The sequence below is a fragment of the Enterococcus dongliensis genome (assembly GCF_031927985.1).
Classification (GTDB): Bacteria; Bacillota; Bacilli; order Lactobacillales; family Enterococcaceae; genus Enterococcus_A; species Enterococcus_A dongliensis.
Genome location: NZ_JARPZC010000017.1, coordinates 14,479 through 29,103 on the forward strand (window position 1 = coordinate 14,479; position 14,625 = coordinate 29,103).

The following is a 14,625-nucleotide window of genomic DNA, read 5'->3' on the forward strand; positions in this document are numbered from 1 at the left end:
AGGAGCTTGTTGTCAGCTAGCAAGCAGAAAATTTATAAGCCGTCTAATCCTCCAGCGCCGCCGTCATGTCCACCTACAAGATTTGCACGTGTCACACTGCGGGCATGTTCTAACTTAGAACTAGCACGAATCAGTGAGACGAATCCATATCTTTCTCTGATTAAATCTGTAACTTGATCTAAATGTTCCTGGCGTATTTGCTGGTCCACCTCTTTAAAAAGATCTAGTTGCTTACCAACGCAAGGCTGTATAGCAGAATAGCTCACGGCAATACTTCGAACTGCTTCTCCTGTATAAAATTTTTTGAATAAAAACAGCAGGTATTCAGATAGTTCATTAGTATTGTCAGTTGGAGGGATTTTTAATTGTCTACTAAATCCTTTTGTCAGTGCCGTATTAGAATAGCCGATCGCTAGAGAAACTGTCCCGGCTCTTCCTCGCCGCCTTCTCAAACGAGTGGCAACTTGTTCCGCCATTTCACGAATGATTAAAGGCATTTCCTCTCCTCGATAATCTCTGGGAAGGATTTGACTATTGCCGAGATTTTTTGATTTAGGAACGTACCGTTTTTGTAATTTCGTACGATCGATGCCATTGGCGTGGTGATACAGTTGTAACCCTATGATGCCAAATTTCTTTTTCAAGTCAGCAGGAGAAGCGTGAGCTAAATCATAAATAGTTTGAATCCCCATCTGGAGAAAATTCTTCTTCATTCGTTTTCCGATTCCCCAAAAATCGTCTAATTCAGGAATCTGCCAAACTTTATTGGCGATATCTTGATAATTCCATAATGCACGCATATTTTTTGCATGTTTTGCTTCGTTGTCTAAGGCTAATTTTGCCAATAGAGGATTGCTATTTGATAAGCCGACAGTGGCATAGATTCCTGTATTTTGTAAAATATCCAGTTGAATTCTCTGTGCGAGTATATCTAATTTTTTTGTACGGCTAAGATTTTCCGGGACAAAATAATTCAAACTGTGGGTCAAATCGACAACACCTTCATCGATGGAATACCACATAATATCTTCATCTGCTGCATAGTTACGAATGATAGCCTGTATTTTTAAGTTTTCAGAGATATAATACCGCATTCTAGGCGGGACGATAATCAGATCTGCGATGGCAGGATTTTCTATAATGTTAGGTAATTGCCAGGATCTAGTTACATTTGTGATTCCTAGTAAGTTTTTCGCCATAGGACTGCTAGCTAAAATAAGTCCTGAGGTATTATCCGCATGACTCATAACAACTAAAAGATCTTTTAATGGATGACGCCCACGCGCAACTAACTCACAACTAGCATAAAAAGATTTCATGTCGATAAATGCATAATCTCCAGTAGGTTCTAGTTCATAGTTGAAATTCAAATTAATCACCCTTAGTAAGAAAACGGCTTAACAAGTATCCAGCCTTAATAATCCAAAATCAGAACTTGTGTTCGTATATATAGTACGTTGTTTCTTGAAAAAAAGTCAAGGGATTATTATTTTTTACGTAATAAAAAAACAGTACCAACAAGTCCTTTACTTGTTGGTACTGTTTATTTAAGTGCTAAGATATGTTTCTTGATCAGCCCACGAGTTTTTCTAAATTCAGCTAGGATTTCTTCGTCACTTCCAACAGCTTGTGCTGGATCTTGCAAATCCCAATGAAGATGGGTGACACCTTTAGGAATAGTCGGACAGTGATCTTTTGCATCGCCGCAAAGCGTAACGATCAAATCAGCCTGATGAAAATAATCCATGTCTATTAAATCCGACGTTTGATTCGAGATATCGATGCCTTCTTCGGCCATCACTTGTACAGCTTTAGGATTTAAGCCGTGGGTCTCAATCCCGGCACTTTTGACTTCAACTTCTGATTTAGGTAAAAGCTGATGAGCATAACCTTCAGCTATCTGACTTCGACAAGAATTACCTGTACATAAAAAATAAATTTTTTTCATTAGTGTTTCCTCCGGATTTAAGGTCAAAGCTACAGCTAACAAAAAGCCATGAGATCTTCCCATGACTTAATGGTTAGAATAATTTAACTTCTGATAACGGCCAGAACCGTAAAACGACTTTTCCTTGAATCAATGATTGATCTACAAATCCGAAAATGCGGCTGTCTTTTGAGATCAATCGATTATCCCCTAAAACAAAATATTGATTTTCAGGAACGGTTACAGCAAAATCATCTGTGAAGCTGTCAGCATTTGCAGCTTGTTCTTGGAAAGCCGTATTGTAAGAATATTCATCTGCAAGTTTATCTTCTTTGAATTTTTTCTTGAACTCGTCAAGATAAGGCTCAGGATACTCTTTCCCATTGATCGTTAAGACATTTTTTTTCATTTCTACACGATCGCCAGGCAATCCAATAATTCGTTTCACCACATAAAGATTCTGATTGTCAGGTTCTTTTGTCGTGATAATATCTTGTCGATCGAGACTGGATATTTTTGATGTGATCAGACGTTGATTGTCATGAAGCGTGGGGTCCATCGAATGTCCTTCAACTTTCACTGGTGAAAAGACAAATATCCTAGCAAGTAAAATTAAAGCGATGATAAGGACCACTGGAAGCCATTCTTTTATTTTATTGTTCATAAGGTCACCTCGTGATTAAATTTTATCATTCTTCAAAGTAAAAAGCTCTTTTGAGCCACTGTCAGGTTTAGACTAGAGAAAACAAGAAAGTTGTGGGAAACTGAGAACAGAAAGAATGAATAGGAGTAAAGAAATGATTAAACATTATCCTGCATCTCCCGAGTTACCGCAAAATTTTTCGACTGATTTCTATTTAGAAGACGAAGCCAGTATTGAGGCTGTTCACAGTAGCGAGCTTGATTACAGTTATCTGACTTGCGAAAATCTGATGATCCGTCGTTCGATTTTAGAGAAGATTACGATGCAGCGGACAAAACTAGTTCGCTTTGAAGCAAGCAACGTACTCTTCAAGAACTGTGATTTTTCAAATCTAGAATGGATTGGTGGAAGTTTTCACCAAGTTGCATTTGAAAATTGTAAATTAACTGGCTGTAATTTTGCAGAGAGTTATTTACGCGATGGTTGTTTTACCGATTGCTTGATCAACTTTGGTTCATTTAGTGCTACAAATTTAAAAAATGTCGCATTTGAAAATTGCCAACTAAAAGACAGTGAGTTTTTTGAACTGACATGGAAACATTTATTTTTAGTAAATAACGAATTGACTAACAGCAATTGGCAACGGACAAGATTAGCTGGTTTGGATTTTACGACTAATCAATTTAGTAAAATTGCCTTTTCCATGGAGCAGCTAAATGGCTTAAAAGTCGATTCCTATCAAGCATTAGTGATTGCTGCGGGTCTAGGATTACAAATCCAAGACGAAAAATAACTAAAAAACGTATCAAGAAATTTGACGAAACAGTTTACTTAATACACGTTGCCAGAAATAGATCAGCATCTTGGTTCATAAAAATTTTTTCGCCATGATAAAAATTCTGGATAGTTACTTGTGAAAAACCGATTGTTTCCAATAAATCAGTTAATTCAGTTGCAGAAAAACCATTATGAACTTTAGGATGATTTATCAAGGGATTTTTAGCAAAATCAACAATCAATAGCTTTCCCTTGTCTGGCAAGAGTTTAAACAGCTCAGTCAAAATTTTTTTTGTATCAGGAATGTGTAACAAAACTAGCGACATCATGATTAAATCAGCAGTTACTTCAGGAACCTCTTCAGTAAAATCAGCAGGCAGAACATGCACATTAGTCAGCTGTTGCTGATTGATTTTTTGCTGGGCAAGAGCCAACATATTTTCTGCAGGATCAATCAAGAGCAAGTGTTCCGCTTGATTGGCTAAGGGTAAGCTGACCAATCCTGTGCCACAGCCGTAATCGATTACTTTTCCATAGAATTCAGGTTTGATTTTATTCGTTATGATTTGTGCCAATTGTTTCCGTTCAGGTGTATCATACATATGTGCCATGTTTTCAAAGATATTTTTACTCATCTAGTATCGACTCCTATCGATTGAATAGAAGTATTGTACGTTATTTTTGCAAGAAAAGAAACAGATTTTATCTTGCATAATTGATCAAGACTACTAGTTGAATGAAATTACACTAAAATGATGATAGAAAGGTAGAAAGTTATGCTTATTAGTCAGATTGGTTTATTGCTTGTGACAGGCGGTTTTGCCGGAATATTAGGATCGATCTTAGGGATTGGTGGAGGAATCATATTAACGCCTTTTTTAACGCTAGTGATGGGCTTAGAAATTAAATATGCAATCGCAGCAAGTATTGTTTGCGTGATCGCGACCAGTTCAGGAGCGACTATTGCTTATTTGAAAGATGATATGTTGAATCTGCGTGTCGCGATGTTTTTAGAGATCGCCACTACGATTGGAGCGATTGTTGGAGCCATTCTTTCAGGGATCGTACCGACAGGCTTTCTTTTTCTCTTATTTGGCGGGTTTTTACTTTTTTCTGTCATTAATATGATCCAAAAACTGCGGGGAAAATCAGAAGCGCTGTCCAATGAAGCAATTGGTGATCCACTAGCTGAAAAATTAAAACTGAATGGTTCTTATTATGACAAAGTGTTGGAGAAACAGATTGATTATCAAGTTGAAAAGGTTCCTGGCGGTTTTGCGATGATGTTTGGTGCGGGGATTGCTTCTGGATTGTTAGGAATCGGCAGCGGTGTCTTTAAAGTAACAGCGATGGATACTATCATGAAGATGCCTTTGAAACCTTCAAGTGCCACGAGTAATTTAATGATGGGAGTAACTGCTGCGGCATCTGCGATGGTTTACTTTTTTAACGGCACGATCTTACCAGAAATTGCGGCGCCATTAGCTTTAGGGGTTTTAATTGGAGCGACAGTAGGCTCTCGAATCATGCAACGTTTAAGCTCTTTTGTTATTCGGCTGATTTTTATTCCGATATTATTATTTATGGGTATTCAGATGATTCTCCGTGGATTCGGGGTGATTATCTAATGAGAGAAAAGGAAGAAATCCTAAAAATTGAGCGCTCAATTGGTTATATTTTGCGAATTGGGGTGATTGTGTCAGCAGTGATCATTTTGATTGGTATGTTCTTAGTATTTTTTCAAACGAACTCCAGCCAAACACCACAGAACCTGTCACAAATTATTCAAGGATTGTTTCAATTAAAAGGGGACGCGTTTATCCTATTAGGTTTATTTTGTTTGATTTTAACGCCGATTTTACGAGTCGTTGTATCAATTTTTGCTTTTGCAAAAGAAAAAGATTATCTATATGTAGCCATTACAGTAATTGTGCTTCTTATCTTGCTCATCGGTATGGGATTGGGTCTAGTTGAAAAATAAAACGACCAATAATTGGTCGTTTTTTGCTAATATCTAGGCATTCTGAGGTCAATTCAATTGAATTAAAAAGACAAGTAAACTCAAAAATCCTAAGCCAGTCACTAGTGTAAATAGCAGTTTGTCTCGTTTTGTTGCAAATACTGGCCGATGATAGGTATGGCTATTCCACAGCCAAAAAACAAAACCTAATGCATAGATTCCGATACAATAAAGAAAGGTTAATATACCAGAAGAGTATAACATATAGATTCCATATACTATGCCGCCGATTGCCAAAAATTGCCGGCTTTTATGATGGTTATCACGCGCGATTTGCCATAGAAAAGCGGCAGATAAAACGTAAGGGACCAGCACCATGGTCGTTGCAGTATTGGTGACAGCTTGAAAGGCATCCATCGCCCAACGAGAAACAATAAAGACAATTTGCATGATGACACCGTTTAAAAGCAATGCATTCACCGGTGCATTTTGTTTGTTGGCTTTTCCTAAAAATGCTGGGAACATTTTGTCTTGAGCAGCATCAAAAGAAATTTCTGCGGCTAAGATAGTCCATGAGATCCAAGCACCTAAAACAGAGATGATGACACCAATATCGATCATGTGAGCGGCCCAAGCACCTGTCGATGCGCGCAGAACGCCGCTTAAAGACGGACTAGGTAAGGCAGCTAATTCTGCTTGGGGCAATGATCCAAAGCTTAACATGACGATCAATACATAAATAGCTAACGTTACTGTGTATCCAATCAAGGTTGCACGCCCAACATCGCGTGCACGCTTTGCACGTCCTGATAAAACTACGGCTCCTTCGATTCCCACAAAGACCCACATGGTTTGTAACATCGCGTGCCGAATCTGCGTTGGGATACTGCCTAGTTGTCGTCCGTTCAACTGTATATTTTGAGCAAAGACATCAAGTGAAAAAGTCTGATAACTAAAATGAATAAATAAAAGAAAAATTGCCATTAAAATTGGGATGACTTTTGCTCCTGTTGCGATGGTATTTAAAATACTAGCCGTTCGAATGCCACGGGCTACCAAAAAAACAACGCCCCAAATCATAAATGTTCCTAAAAATAAACCGATTCTTCCTTCTGAACCACCAATAGAAGGAATGAATTTGCTCAAGGCATCCAAAAATAAGATAACGAAAGAGACATTTCCAATGATATTGCTCAGCCAGTAGCCCCAAGCAGAATTAAAACCGACGTAATCTCCAAACCCATCCTTAGCATAATAATAAATTCCCCCGATAATCTGAGGTTTTTCTTTTGAAAGAGTTTGAAATACTTTTGCGATAAAGAAAACACCGAGTCCTGTAATCAACCATGCTAATAGTGAAGCGATAACGCCGGCTGATTGAGAGATGCTGCTGGGTAAGTTAAAGACACCGCCGCCTAACATTGAGCCGATTACAATCATACTTAAACCCAATAAACTCATCTCTTTTGTATGGTTATCAGGCACTTGATTTTGTTCCATAAATTTCCTCCTAAGAAACACTGTTTCTATTCAAGCATATTTGTGGGAAAATGACCATAAGGATGAGGTGAAACTACGTGTGTTTAAATGAAAGAATCCTCATTTTCACCTAACTTAATTCGATAATCAGCATAATTCTATGAAAATAAGAAAAATAGATAAAATAATCATTTCTCGTTTAAAGACACCGGCCATAGTTGATATTTCTTGCAGCATCATTAGAGGCTGTTTTTTATTAAATGGAATGATAAAATTAAACGAGTAAGGAGGTTCAATATGATTACAGTTCGAAAAGCAGCACCTGCTGATGCTGCTGCATTAGTTGCTATTTATGCTCCATATGTTCAGGAAACAACAATCACTTTCGATTATGAAGTGCCTAGTGCAGCAGAGTTTGCTCAAAAAATAAATGAAACAATTTATACGTATCCTTATCTCGTAGCAGAAGAGAATGGGAAAATTTTAGGTTATGCCTATGCTCATGCATACAAAGAGCGGGCGGCTTATGATTGGGCGGTGGAGGTCAGTGTTTACGTGGATTCTAAAAAACATGGCCAAGGTACAGGAAAAATTTTGTATCAGACATTGGAAACAGTATTAAAAAAACAAAATGTCGCCATTTTAACAGCCTGTATTACAGGTGGAAATCAGACTAGCCTTCGATTTCATGAAAAGCTTGGGTATCAAGAAGTAGCAAACTTTCCTAAAATTGGCTATAAATTTGATCAATGGCTCGATGTTGTCTGGTTACAAAAATATTTGACCGAAGTAGAAGGAACGCTCCCGCTGTTTATTCCTTTTTCTAAATTAAAAGACATTGAATCTAATCTATAGAGCTAGTTGATTTTACCAAATTATTTTAGATGTAATTAAATTACGCTAATGGTATTCTAATTAAATTCAATAAGAATTGTTACGGACCTATACCGATGGTTTGTTATCCTTGCAGTATCACAGCGAGGAGGGGCTTAATAGCACAATGAAACGAGAAAAGAACGCTTCGAAAAATGAAGTAAAGACGACGGATTTTCTATTGGAAATGTTGGCGTTGTTCATTCTGATTTCCTTAACTATTTACGCCATTAGAACAGGAAAAATCTTTTAAAAAGCAGTTGTTATGAAACTAGACCAAAAAGAAGAACTTGCATATGCAAGTTCTTCTTTTTACTTTTGCGTAAATGTTTCGAGAGCTTTCATTTTTTCAATAATAAGATCTGGTGTGATTGTTTCTTTCATTAAATGGATCATTTCGTCTGGGAGGCAAGCACGTTCAGCCACTGCTTGAAATTCTAAGTCGGTCAGTTTTAAGTTCATATCAGCTAAATTTGTAGGTAAATGCAATTGTCGATAAAAAGGTAACAATCGTTTTATTTCTGTGAGATTATTTTCGATCATCAACTGAACTAAAATCCCATAAGCTACTTTATTTCCATGAAGTTGTTCATGACTAGCTGGTAAGACGGTCAAGGCATCGTGGATCGAATGAGCACCAGCTGTTCGGCCATATTCATCACCAAATCCGCCGACCATTCCTGCTAGTAAAATATTTGCTTCAACAACATCAATAAATGCTTGATTCAGTATTTTTCTATCCATTGCGGCTAAGGCTTCATGGCTTTGTGTTAAAAGAATTTCATGACTTTTCTTAGCAGCAAATTCAGCAACTTGTACCTCAAGTGGTTTTGTTGCTAATTGAGAAATGATCACGTTGGATTCATACCATTTTGCTAAAGTATCCCCGATACCTGCAATCATTAAATCTCGTGGAGAATGTAAAATAATTTCAGGATCAATCAATACTAAATCATTTGATTTTGGGAAGATGTCATAGCGCAGCATAACACTGTCTTGGTTATAAATTACGCTTAATGGTGTATAAGCTGCACAAGTTGCCGCTAACGTGGGCAGGATGATAATTGGCAAATGTGCTTTATAGGCAGTAAATTTCCCCAAATCAGTAACTTTTCCACCGCCAACTGCAACGATTCCATCAAACTGTTCCTTTTTGCATAAAGACGCAAAATTTTCAGCTGCTAAATCTGTGCATTGTCCGCCATAATAATGAGAAGACGTTGTTATGGATAGTTTTGGAAAGTAGGGTTTTACTGCTTGCCATGATCTTTCTCCATGTAAAATGAGGATGTTTTTCATATTTCTTCTATTAAGATGGACGTCTAAAGAGTCCCAAGCATTTGCTTTTAATTCATATTCTTGCGGGGCACCACGTACAATCAATTGTTTTGTCATGAGTAAACTTCTTTCATCATTTTTTTAGATTCATCTTTTTTTATTATAATAGTTGTGGTAGTATAAACGCAAGTTGCTTTTGAATATTTATTCTTTAATTATTTATATAATTATATTATTATTCATAGAAAGATTATCAGTATGCGTTGATTGATCCAGAAAATCCAGATTAACTGCTAAAGCAGTTGGCTGAAGCAACGTCTAGGCAACGAACGAATTTTTCCTAAAAAAAATTTAGTAATTGTAAGAAGGAGCGGGATGAATGAAAAAGAAAATAGGTGTATTGCTCACCATGTTACTAATGGTACTAAATTTTTTACCGGCAAACGTACATGGCGCAGAAAAAGATGAGATTTACGAACGAATTCAACAAAGCGGTGAATTAGTCGTCGGATTATCGGCAGATTATGCTCCCTATGAATTTCATGCTGAAGTGGATGGAAAAGATGAAATCGTTGGTTTTGATATTTCAATCGCAGAAAAAATAGCTAAAGACATGGGTGTCAAATTAAAAATCGAAGAATTAGGTTTTGATGCTTTGTTAGGTGCTTTAAAAACAGGCAAAATCGATTTAGTGATTTCTGGGATGTCGATTACGGAAGAACGATTAAAAGAAGTGGACTTTTCAGATCCTTATTTTGTGGTCCAGCAAAAAGTAATGGTCCGCAAAGAAGATAAGAAACGCTTTAAAACAACTGCTGATTTCAATGGATTGTCAGTTGGAGCACAAAAACAAACAACTCAAGAAGATTTAGTTAAAAATGAGATGACTGGTGCGGAACCGACTTCTTTACAAAAAGTCCCGGACTTGATCAATAATCTCTTGAACAACAAAGTAGAAGCAGTTGTCTTGGAACAGCCTGTGGCTGAGGCATATGTCCAACAAAGTGATAATTTGGCATTAGCACCTGTGAAATTTGAACAAGGGGAAAAAGTTACGGCGATTGCCATGTCTAAAAATACCCCTGAATTGAAAAAACATGTCAATGGATCTATCAAAACAATCAATGATAAAAATTTATTAAAAGGTTATCAAAAAAAAGCCAATGAATTAATGTTCCAAGAGGACAAATCTTTCTTACAAAAGTACGGATCTTATTACTTAGATGGAGCAAAATATACTATTTTGCTTGCGTTTGTAGGTGTCTTGTTTGGGTTGATCTTTGGTAGTCTGTTAGCCTTAATGAAACTTAGCAAGAGCAAGATTTTCAAAGCGATTGCCGTCATTTATATTGAATATGTTCGAGGTACTCCGTTATTGGTTCAAATCTTCATTGTTTATTTTGGTACAGGTGTTTTAGGACTAGACTTATCTAAATTATTAGCAGGTTGTATCGCTGTTTCGTTGAATAGTGCTGCTTATGTGGCTGAAATTGTTCGAGCGGGGATCAATGCGGTGAACAAAGGTCAAATGGAAGCTGCCCGTTCCCTTGGAATGAATCAAAAAGAAGCGATGCGTTACATCATTTTCCCACAAGCCATTAAAAATATTTTGCCGGCATTGGGGAATGAATTTGTGACAATCATCAAAGAATCATCTGTCGTTTCAGTAATCGGCGTTTCAGAATTGATCTTCCAAACCGGAGTAGTACAAGGTGCCAGCTTCAAGCCGTTCTTGCCATATGTGTTGGTTTCATTGATTTATTTCGTGTTAACCTTCTGCATTTCCCGTCTATTAGGTTTAGTTGAAAGGAGAATGGGTCTGAATGATTAATGTACAAAAACTATCAAAAAGTTTTGGAGACAACGAAGTATTAAAATCCATCGATCTTACGGTGAAAGAAGGAGAAGTTGTTGTTATTATTGGCCCTTCTGGAAGTGGAAAAAGTACGATCCTACGCTGCTTGAACTTACTAGAAGAACCTACTTCAGGTGAAATATTTTTTGAAAAACAAAATATCACCGCACCAGATAGCAATATCGACAAGATTCGTCAAAAAATGGGAATGGTGTTTCAAAGCTTCAATTTGTTTCCTCATATGAGTGTAGTAGAAAATTTGACGATTACTCCAGTAAAAATCAAAAAAGCCAATCCAGCAGAGGCTAAAGAACATGCGTTGGCGCTATTAGATCAAGTTGGCTTAAAAGAAAAAGCGACTAGTTATCCTGCTAACTTATCTGGTGGCCAACAGCAACGGGTAGCGATTGCTCGCGCACTAGCGATGAATCCAGATGTGATGTTGTTTGATGAGCCCACTTCAGCACTTGATCCAGAGATGGTAGGCGAGGTACTGACAGTAATGCAAGATTTAGCAAAAAATGGGATGACTATGGTCGTTGTGACACATGAAATGGGTTTTGCAAAAGAAGTAGCTGATCGGGTGATCTTCATGGCAGATGGGATCATTCAAGAAGAAGGCACACCAGAGGAGATTTTTGATCATCCACAAAATAGTCGGACCCAAGATTTCTTGAATAAAGTATTATAGCGAGTAAAAAGTGGAGGAATAAGGATGAATAAAAGCAATATTGCCCATCGCTTCCAGCAACCGGCAGAAAATTTGTTGATGAAGATTGCGATTTTGGCCAAGGAAAAAGAAGATATTATTGATTTATCGATTGGTGATCCCGATTTGGTCACCAATTCGGCAATTATTGAAGCTGCTTATGCAGATGTCAAACAAGGCGCAACAAACTACACCGCGCCTGCTGGCAGTAAAGATTTTTTGCAAGCAGTCATTGATTTTTATCAAAAGAAATATGAATTGACGTTTCAACAAGAACAAGTGCGAGCCACTGTTGGTGCATTGCATGCGATGTATTTAGTGATGCAAGTCCTACTTGATCCTGGTGACGAAGTAATTATTCATGAACCTTATTTTTCACCGTACCGTGAGCAAGTTGTGTTATCGGGAGGAACCCCTATTACTGTTCCCACGTATGAAAAAAACGGATTTCAATTAGACGTAGAAGATCTAAAAAAAGCAATCACCAAACGGACTAAGGCGATTATTATCAATTCACCCAATAATCCAACAGGAGCTGTTTTTTCCGAAGAAACGTTGAAACAAATTGCTAAAGTGGCTATTGAAAATGAACTATTCATTATTTCTGATGAGATTTATGAAGATTTTGCTTTTACGGAAAAATTTGTACCGATGGCTCGTCTTGCTCCAGAAAATACGATTACAATCAGCGGTGTCTCAAAAGGTTTTGCAATGACGGGCTGGCGATTAGGTTATTTGATTGCTCCAGCTTATATTAATCAAATTGCTGGTATGATTAATGAAAGCATCACCTATTCTGCGCCAACTGCGTCTCAACGGGCAGGGATTTATGCCTTGATGCACTACGAAGAGCTTGTTCCTCCAACAGTTGCTGTTTTTAAAGAACGTTTAGAATATATCGAGCAACGAGTGGCTGAAATTTCATATTTATCTTTGCAACCAGTTGCTGGGAGTATGTATGCGTTTATTAATATCAGTAAAAGCGGTCTGGATTCAGTAGCATTTGTAGAAAAAGTTCTAGAACAAAGCGGCGTGTTGTTTGTTCCCGGAAAAGCTTTTGGTGCAACAGGTGACGATTATATCCGTTTAGCTGCGACCCAACCATTGGAGCTTTTAGCTGAAGCCTTTGATCGATTGGAAAGCCTGACCTTTTAACTCGCTAAAAGCGGCATATTTTAAGAGGTACTTTTCCCTTAGTCCCGTTATAGTAAAGACAGGAGGAAAATAAATGGAATGGTTAGATTATTTTAATAAGAGCATTGCCTATGTGGAAGATAATTTGGTAGGAGAGATCGAAGTGGCTAAAGTGGCGCAATTAGCTCACTGCTCAAGTTATCATTACCAACGGATATTTTCTTATATTGCTGGGGTGACTTTGGGCGAATATATTCGGCGCCGGAAAATGAGTTTGGCAAGTGTTGATCTGCAACAAGGAGCAAAAGTTATCGATGTTGCTCTTAAATATGGTTATGACTCGCCAACTTCTTTCAATCGAGTATTTAAAAGTATTCAAGGACTAACACCAAAAGAAGCCAAACAATCAGGCGCAAAACTAACTAGCTATCCTATGTTGACCTTCCAACTTACAGTAAAGGGAGTGCAAGCGATGGAGTATCAAATAATTGACAAAGCATCATTCTTTATTACCGGTGTTAGTTTAAAACTTGGAGAAGATATGGAAGCAGCACAGAAAAAAATTCCCCAATTTTGGAACGAGGTTAGTACGAGTGGTGAATTACAAGAACTACTTCCGTTGATGGATCAAAATAATCCAGGAGTTTTAGGTGCTAGCATGATAACACCAGAAGTTCAAGATGAATGGGAATATGTAATCGGTGTAGTTAGCGAACAAGAAACAAAAGAATTTTCACGCTATGAGATACCGGCAGCTAAATGGGCGGTATTCTCAGGAACGGGTCCTATACCAGGAGCAATTCAAGAATTGCAACAGCAGATTTTTACTGAATGGTTACCAACTTCAGGTTTTGAATATGCTGAATTGCCAGATATCGAATTATATTTAGATGCTGATCCTCAGAAGGCACAGTTCCAAATATGGCTCCCGATTCGTGCAAAATAAAAAGAGTTGTGGCAAGTTTTTTGCCACAACTTTTTTTGAATAAAATGACTCTTAGTATGAATTTTATAACTGACAATCAGCATATTAGATACTATAGTTATTGTTGGCCTTTTAATTTGTTATAATCATATTGAGAGTAATTAGGAAAAAAGGAGCGTGGACAGATGACTAGAACGTGGTTTATTACTGGTGGAAGTAAAGGAATTGGTTTTGAGACAGTAAAATTAGTATTAGAAAATGGCGACCAAGTCATTTCTTTTTCTAGAACAGAAGGAAAACTCAGCAAGTTAAAAACAGAGTATGGATCTTCTTTGCTGATCTGTTTAGGCGATATTGAAGAACGAGACATGGTAGTAGCCGCTGCTGCTAAGGGAGCAGAAAAATTTAATGGCATCGATATTGCTTTGAGTAATGCGGGAATGATGCTTGGAGGAATGATTGAGGAGACAACAGAAGAAGAGGCGCGTCAGATAATGAATGTAAACTTTTTCGGTTCTCTTTGGACGGCTCAAGCCGTTTCACCTTTTTTGCGAGACAAATCAGGTCGTTTTATCCAAATGAGTAGTATCGGGGGCATCATGTCTTGGATGACTTCAGGTCTATACAGTGCTAGTAAATTTGCGGTAGAAGGATTGACGGAAGCTTTAGCACAGGAACTGGCTCCTTTTGGTGTTCATGTGACTATTGTTGAACCAGGAGGTTATTGGACAGATCTTTACAAGAAACTGCATAATAGTAAACGCTTGCCGGATTATCAAGAACTGCATCAACAAATGGATGCCTTTGCAAAAGAACAGGAGGGTCAGGCGACAGATAGTGACCCTATATTAGCAGCAAAGACAATCTTAAAACTTGCGGCATTGCCTGAATCACCACTACGCCTAATATTAAGTGATTCTCTTTTTGATGGGGTGATCGAAGCAACGGAAAATAAAATCGCCGGGTGGAAAGCAGAGGAGAGCCTCAGTCGGGAATCAGAAAAATTGATTCCAATGCCTGAAGGGTATTTAGCTGATAAGTAGATGACGACAGGAAAGTGACAAT

At 37.8% G+C, this 14,625-nt stretch carries 16 protein-coding genes; 10 read left to right on the top strand and 6 right to left on the bottom strand.

Annotation, left to right across the window (positions count from 1 at the left end; translation table 11 throughout):
• Nucleotides 1-32: 32 nt before the first annotated feature.
• From P7D84_RS11425 to lepB, 3 genes are all read right to left on the bottom strand, one after another.
• A complete protein-coding gene (locus P7D84_RS11425; RefSeq protein WP_311806524.1) occupies nt 33-1,319 on the bottom strand; it encodes a Y-family DNA polymerase in 1,287 nt (428 codons plus the stop codon).
• A 224-nt stretch (nt 1,320-1,543) separates the two neighbouring features.
• On the bottom strand, nt 1,544-1,948 hold the full coding sequence (arsC, locus tag P7D84_RS11430) for an arsenate reductase (thioredoxin) (protein ID WP_311806492.1): 405 nt from the start codon (nt 1,946-1,948) through the stop codon (nt 1,544-1,546).
• A gap of 73 nt (nt 1,949-2,021) precedes the next feature.
• A complete protein-coding gene (gene lepB / locus P7D84_RS11435; RefSeq protein ID WP_311801387.1) occupies nt 2,022-2,591 on the bottom strand; it encodes a signal peptidase I in 570 nt (189 codons plus the stop codon).
• 133 nt (nt 2,592-2,724) lie between these two features.
• Here lepB and P7D84_RS11440 point away from each other — a divergent pair, with 133 nt between their 5' ends.
• Complete coding sequence (locus P7D84_RS11440) at nt 2,725-3,363, top strand: pentapeptide repeat-containing protein (protein ID WP_311806493.1); 639 nt, start codon at nt 2,725-2,727, stop codon at nt 3,361-3,363.
• Nucleotides 3,364-3,397: 34 nt separating this feature from the next.
• On the opposite strand, the gene P7D84_RS11445 is transcribed toward P7D84_RS11440, so the two are convergent.
• A complete protein-coding gene (locus P7D84_RS11445) occupies nt 3,398-3,982 on the bottom strand; it encodes a class I SAM-dependent methyltransferase (protein ID WP_311801385.1) in 585 nt (194 codons plus the stop codon).
• Between the two features lie 141 nt (nt 3,983-4,123).
• Between P7D84_RS11445 and P7D84_RS11450 the strand changes: the two genes are divergently transcribed.
• On the top strand, nt 4,124-4,975 hold the full coding sequence (locus tag P7D84_RS11450; protein ID WP_311803546.1) for a sulfite exporter TauE/SafE family protein: 852 nt from the start codon (nt 4,124-4,126) through the stop codon (nt 4,973-4,975).
• The gene (locus P7D84_RS11455) at nt 4,975-5,328 is read left to right on the top strand and encodes a DUF1634 domain-containing protein (RefSeq protein WP_311801383.1); all 354 of its coding nucleotides are present in this window, start codon (nt 4,975-4,977) and stop codon (nt 5,326-5,328) included. Before P7D84_RS11450 ends, P7D84_RS11455 begins: the two co-directional genes overlap by 1 nt.
• Before the next feature lie 48 nt (nt 5,329-5,376).
• Here the strand turns inward: P7D84_RS11455 and P7D84_RS11460 are convergent, their stop codons facing one another.
• Complete coding sequence (locus tag P7D84_RS11460) at nt 5,377-6,807, bottom strand: basic amino acid/polyamine antiporter (protein ID WP_311806494.1); 1,431 nt, start codon at nt 6,805-6,807, stop codon at nt 5,377-5,379.
• 276 nt (nt 6,808-7,083) lie between these two features.
• Between P7D84_RS11460 and P7D84_RS11465 the strand changes: the two genes are divergently transcribed.
• Both P7D84_RS11465 and P7D84_RS11470 read left to right on the top strand, forming a co-directional pair.
• The gene (locus P7D84_RS11465) at nt 7,084-7,641 is read left to right on the top strand and encodes a GNAT family N-acetyltransferase (protein WP_311806495.1); all 558 of its coding nucleotides are present in this window, start codon (nt 7,084-7,086) and stop codon (nt 7,639-7,641) included.
• Between the two features lie 145 nt (nt 7,642-7,786).
• The gene (locus P7D84_RS11470; protein ID WP_311800709.1) at nt 7,787-7,912 is read left to right on the top strand and encodes a hypothetical protein; all 126 of its coding nucleotides are present in this window, start codon (nt 7,787-7,789) and stop codon (nt 7,910-7,912) included.
• Nucleotides 7,913-7,971: 59 nt separating this feature from the next.
• Here the strand turns inward: P7D84_RS11470 and P7D84_RS11475 are convergent, their stop codons facing one another.
• On the bottom strand, nt 7,972-9,054 hold the full coding sequence (locus P7D84_RS11475) for an iron-containing alcohol dehydrogenase family protein (protein ID WP_311800710.1): 1,083 nt from the start codon (nt 9,052-9,054) through the stop codon (nt 7,972-7,974).
• Between the two features lie 262 nt (nt 9,055-9,316).
• Here P7D84_RS11475 and P7D84_RS11480 point away from each other — a divergent pair, with 262 nt between their 5' ends.
• From P7D84_RS11480 to P7D84_RS11500, 5 genes are all read left to right on the top strand, one after another.
• Nucleotides 9,317-10,768 (top strand): ABC transporter substrate-binding protein/permease, encoded by a 1,452-nt coding sequence (locus tag P7D84_RS11480; protein WP_311800711.1) that lies wholly within the window; start codon nt 9,317-9,319, stop codon nt 10,766-10,768.
• The gene (locus P7D84_RS11485; RefSeq protein ID WP_311800713.1) at nt 10,761-11,483 is read left to right on the top strand and encodes an amino acid ABC transporter ATP-binding protein; all 723 of its coding nucleotides are present in this window, start codon (nt 10,761-10,763) and stop codon (nt 11,481-11,483) included. The genes P7D84_RS11480 and P7D84_RS11485 overlap by 8 nt, the downstream gene beginning before the upstream one ends.
• Nucleotides 11,484-11,507: 24 nt before the next feature.
• Nucleotides 11,508-12,656: a pyridoxal phosphate-dependent aminotransferase gene (locus tag P7D84_RS11490; RefSeq protein WP_311806496.1), complete on the top strand. Its 1,149-nt coding sequence runs from the start codon at nt 11,508-11,510 to the stop codon at nt 12,654-12,656.
• A 73-nt stretch (nt 12,657-12,729) separates the two neighbouring features.
• Nucleotides 12,730-13,581: an AraC family transcriptional regulator gene (locus P7D84_RS11495; protein ID WP_311806497.1), complete on the top strand. Its 852-nt coding sequence runs from the start codon at nt 12,730-12,732 to the stop codon at nt 13,579-13,581.
• Nucleotides 13,582-13,745: 164 nt separating this feature from the next.
• On the top strand, nt 13,746-14,603 hold the full coding sequence (locus P7D84_RS11500; RefSeq protein WP_311806498.1) for an SDR family NAD(P)-dependent oxidoreductase: 858 nt from the start codon (nt 13,746-13,748) through the stop codon (nt 14,601-14,603).
• Nucleotides 14,604-14,625 lie beyond the last annotated feature (22 nt).

What these genes read in the sequence shown, in the direction of transcription:
- P7D84_RS11450 (WP_311803546.1), top strand. Translation starts at nt 4,124, where the DNA reads ATGCTTATTAGTCAGATTGGTTTATTGCTTGTGACAGGCGGTTTTGCC.
- P7D84_RS11465 (WP_311806495.1), top strand. Translation starts at nt 7,084, where the DNA reads ATGATTACAGTTCGAAAAGCAGCACCTGCTGATGCTGCTGCATTAGTT.
- P7D84_RS11490 (WP_311806496.1), top strand. Translation starts at nt 11,508, where the DNA reads ATGAATAAAAGCAATATTGCCCATCGCTTCCAGCAACCGGCAGAAAAT.
- P7D84_RS11495 (WP_311806497.1), top strand. Translation starts at nt 12,730, where the DNA reads ATGGAATGGTTAGATTATTTTAATAAGAGCATTGCCTATGTGGAAGAT.
- P7D84_RS11475 (WP_311800710.1), bottom strand. Translation starts at nt 9,054, where the DNA reads ATGACAAAACAATTGATTGTACGTGGTGCCCCGCAAGAATATGAATTA.
- P7D84_RS11425 (WP_311806524.1), bottom strand. Translation starts at nt 1,319, where the DNA reads ATGAAATCTTTTTATGCTAGTTGTGAGTTAGTTGCGCGTGGGCGTCAT.
- lepB (WP_311801387.1), bottom strand. Translation starts at nt 2,591, where the DNA reads ATGAACAATAAAATAAAAGAATGGCTTCCAGTGGTCCTTATCATCGCT.
- P7D84_RS11470 (WP_311800709.1), top strand. Translation starts at nt 7,787, where the DNA reads ATGAAACGAGAAAAGAACGCTTCGAAAAATGAAGTAAAGACGACGGAT.
- P7D84_RS11480 (WP_311800711.1), top strand. Translation starts at nt 9,317, where the DNA reads ATGAAAAAGAAAATAGGTGTATTGCTCACCATGTTACTAATGGTACTA.
- P7D84_RS11500 (WP_311806498.1), top strand. Translation starts at nt 13,746, where the DNA reads ATGACTAGAACGTGGTTTATTACTGGTGGAAGTAAAGGAATTGGTTTT.
- P7D84_RS11445 (WP_311801385.1), bottom strand. Translation starts at nt 3,982, where the DNA reads ATGAGTAAAAATATCTTTGAAAACATGGCACATATGTATGATACACCT.
- P7D84_RS11440 (WP_311806493.1), top strand. Translation starts at nt 2,725, where the DNA reads ATGATTAAACATTATCCTGCATCTCCCGAGTTACCGCAAAATTTTTCG.
- P7D84_RS11455 (WP_311801383.1), top strand. Translation starts at nt 4,975, where the DNA reads ATGAGAGAAAAGGAAGAAATCCTAAAAATTGAGCGCTCAATTGGTTAT.
- P7D84_RS11485 (WP_311800713.1), top strand. Translation starts at nt 10,761, where the DNA reads ATGATTAATGTACAAAAACTATCAAAAAGTTTTGGAGACAACGAAGTA.
- arsC (WP_311806492.1), bottom strand. Translation starts at nt 1,948, where the DNA reads ATGAAAAAAATTTATTTTTTATGTACAGGTAATTCTTGTCGAAGTCAG.
- P7D84_RS11460 (WP_311806494.1), bottom strand. Translation starts at nt 6,807, where the DNA reads ATGGAACAAAATCAAGTGCCTGATAACCATACAAAAGAGATGAGTTTA.